This window comes from Rhizobacter sp. (assembly GCF_031412495.1).
Taxonomy (GTDB): domain Bacteria; phylum Pseudomonadota; class Gammaproteobacteria; order Burkholderiales; family Burkholderiaceae_C; genus Schlegelella_A.
Window position 1 is genome coordinate 1 of the sequence record NZ_JANODC010000253.1, and the last position, 2,781, is coordinate 2,781.

General features: G+C 70.3%; 4 protein-coding genes. 2 read left to right on the forward strand and 2 right to left on the reverse strand.

Annotation, left to right across the window (positions count from 1 at the left end):
- Together AC30N0_RS09725 and AC30N0_RS09730 are read right to left on the reverse strand one after the other, a co-directional pair.
- On the reverse strand, positions 1 to 682 hold a 682-nt coding region (locus tag AC30N0_RS09725; protein WP_489517724.1), incomplete at its 3' end, for a class I SAM-dependent methyltransferase.
- The gene (locus AC30N0_RS09730) at positions 679 to 1,506 is read right to left on the reverse strand and encodes a TatD family hydrolase (protein WP_489517725.1); all 828 of its coding nucleotides are present in this window, start codon (positions 1,504 to 1,506) and stop codon (positions 679 to 681) included. The genes AC30N0_RS09730 and AC30N0_RS09725, both read right to left, overlap by 4 nt.
- Before the next feature lie 80 nt (positions 1,507 to 1,586).
- Here AC30N0_RS09730 and AC30N0_RS09735 point away from each other — a divergent pair, with 80 nt between their 5' ends.
- Together AC30N0_RS09735 and AC30N0_RS09740 are read left to right on the forward strand one after the other, a co-directional pair.
- Positions 1,587 to 2,522, forward strand: a complete 936-nt coding sequence (locus tag AC30N0_RS09735; RefSeq protein WP_489517726.1) for a S1C family serine protease — start codon at positions 1,587 to 1,589, stop codon at positions 2,520 to 2,522.
- Between the two features lie 29 nt (positions 2,523 to 2,551).
- On the forward strand, positions 2,552 to 2,781 hold a 230-nt coding region (locus AC30N0_RS09740; protein WP_489517727.1), incomplete at its 3' end, for an AAA family ATPase.

Here is a 2,781-nt window from a genome sequence, read left to right on the forward strand (position 1 = left end):
GTGCGGCCAGGGTCTCGCGCGGTGGCAGCGTGCCGTGCTTCATGGCGACGACGATGGTGTTGCCCTCGCGGGTCGGCCGCAGGCTGGCGACCGCACCATCGCCGAAGGCCTGCGCGATGCGCGCCGCGCTGCGCTCGAAGCTGGCGTCGCGGCCGAACAGGTTGACGGTCATCAGCCCGCCGTCGGCGACCAGGGCATGGCAATCGCGATAGAACGCCTGGCTATCGAGGACCGGGCTGGCCGCCTCGTGGTCGTACAGATCGACGGCCAGCACGTCGGCACTGCCGCGGCGCTGCGGGTCGGCGACAAACGCCCCGGCATCGAGGGTCAGCACCTCCAGATCCGGCGCGTCGTGCGGCAGGCGGAACCAGGCCCGGCAGGCCGCGACCACTTGCGGGTTGATCTCGACTGCGGTCGTCTGCATGCCGAGCGCGAGGCAGAGGCGGGTGATCGCCGCCGCTCCGAGGCCCAGCTGCACGGCCCGCGCATTCGCGAACTGGCCCTCTTCGCGAAACAGCAGCCAGACCATCATCCGCTGCACGTACTCGAGCTCGATGACGAGCGGCTCGTCGATGCGCATGGCGCCCTGGATCCAGGGCGTGTCGAGGTGCAGGTAGCGGATGCCGCGCGACTCGGAGATGGTCACTTCGGGCAGCTCGGCTGCGCGGCCGGTGCGGGTCATTTCGGGCCGAGCCGCGACATCCTGGGCAGGCTGGCTTCGGCATTGGCCGAGGTCGCCCGGGCGAGCACGCCGACGTCCAGGCCGCGCAGGGCGGCCAAGCGCGTGCCGATCGCCGGCAGCTCGGCGGACTCGTTGCGCATCGCCGCGCCGGCCGCCCGGGCCTCGGCCGTGCGGTAGAGCCATTGCGGCGGGATGTCCGGCGAGTCGGTCTCCATGACGATGGCCTCGAGCGGCACCGCCGCCGCGACGCGACGGATGCGCAGGGCGCGCTCGAAGGTCAGCGCACCGCCGAAGCCGAGCCGAAAGCCGAGCTCCATGAAGGCGTTCGCCTGCTGTTCGCTGCCGTTGAAGGCGTGGGCGATGCCGGCGCGGACGCGGCTGGCGCGCAGGTGCTTCAGGACGACGTCCACCGAGCGGCGGACGTGCAGCAGCACCGGCAGATCGAACTCGGCCGCCAGCCTCAGCTGGGCGGCCAGGAAGGCGGCTTGGCGCTCCCGGTCGAGCCCCGGGATGAAGTGGTCGAGGCCGATCTCGCCGACGGCCACCAGGTGCGGATCGCCGGCGTGGGCTACAAGCGCATCGCGCAGCAGCAACAGGTCGGCGTCGCGCGCCGCATCGGTGCACATCGGATGGATGCCGAGGGCATAGGCGAGGCCGTGCGCGTGCGCCAGGTCGCGGACGCGCGAGAAATTGCCCGCGTCGACGGCGGGGAGAACGATCTGGCCGACACCGGCGGCGCGGGCGCGGGCGACGACGGCGTCGCGGTCGCCGTCGAACTCGGCCGCGTCGAGGTGGCAGTGAGTGTCGATCCACACCCTCGGCATGATGCCTGCTTGTTTTGCCCGACCCGCGGCCGGGACAGGTCGCGGGCGCCGTGCTACCGTTGCATCGACAGGGTGCCTACATGAAACGTGTTCCGCTCTACAGCCGTTCGCGGCGACCTGAAGACGAGCCGGCGCCGCCGCCGCAAGAGCTCGAGGACGGCGCCTCGCCTCCACCCGGTGCGGCCGACGGCAAGCGATCGCGGACGCGCCAGACCCTGCTTCGCAACGAGCGCCGCCTCTGGGGCCTGGCCATGCTCGGGCTGCTGCTGGGCTTCTGGCTGCTCAACCCGGCGCTCACGCCGAAGGCGCCCCTTACGATGGAGCAGATCGACGCCGGCATGCGCAAGTCGATCGAGGAAAAGCCGCTCGTCTCGCCGGCCTCCCGCGCCTACGACGCCATCATTCCCTCGGTGGTGCGCGTCATCGGCCTGATGACCGAGGGAGACGACGGCAACGACGACAAGGAGAACGCCAGCGTCGAGCGCGGCGTCGGCAGCGGCGTCGTGATCATCGACAACGGCACCATCCTGACCAATCTTCATGTCGTCAGCGGCGCCAAGCGGATCCGGGTCACCTTCTCGAACGGCTCCGAATCCGATGCCGTGATCCTCAACACGCAGCCGGAGAACGACCTCGCCGTGCTGCGCGCCCGGACCATTCCCGACGACCTCGAAGCGGCGACCATGCGCTCGACCGCCGACCTGGCGTCCGGCGACCAGGTGATCGCGGTCGGCTTTCCGTTCGGCATCGGCCCATCGGTCTCGTCGGGCATCGTCTCGGGTCTGAAGCGCCAGTTCCGCTCGCCCGACGGGCAGCAGATGCTGAGCAACCTGATCCAGTTCGACGCCGCCGCCAACCCGGGAAACTCCGGCGGGCCGCTGGTGACGATGGACGGCGAGGTTGTCGGCATCGTCACCGCCATCCTCAACCCGAACCGGCAGCGCGTCTTCATCGGCATCGGCTTCGCGGTGCCGATCGAGAACGCCGCTTCCGCGGCCGGCCTGCCTCCTTTCTGACGCCCCTCGACCCGACTGCGCACACACCGATGACCGACACCAAGACCATCTCCAGCGAAGCCGCCAACCTGATGGAGCGGGTGCTCTACGAGGTCAAGCGCGTCGTCGTCGGCCAGGACCACTTCCTCGAGCGGGTGATGGTCGCGGTTCTCGCGCAGGGTCACCTGCTGGTGGAAGGCGTGCCCGGGCTGGCCAAGACGCTCACCGTCAAGACACTGGCGCAGACCCTGCGCGGCACCTTCAAGCGGATCCAGTTCAC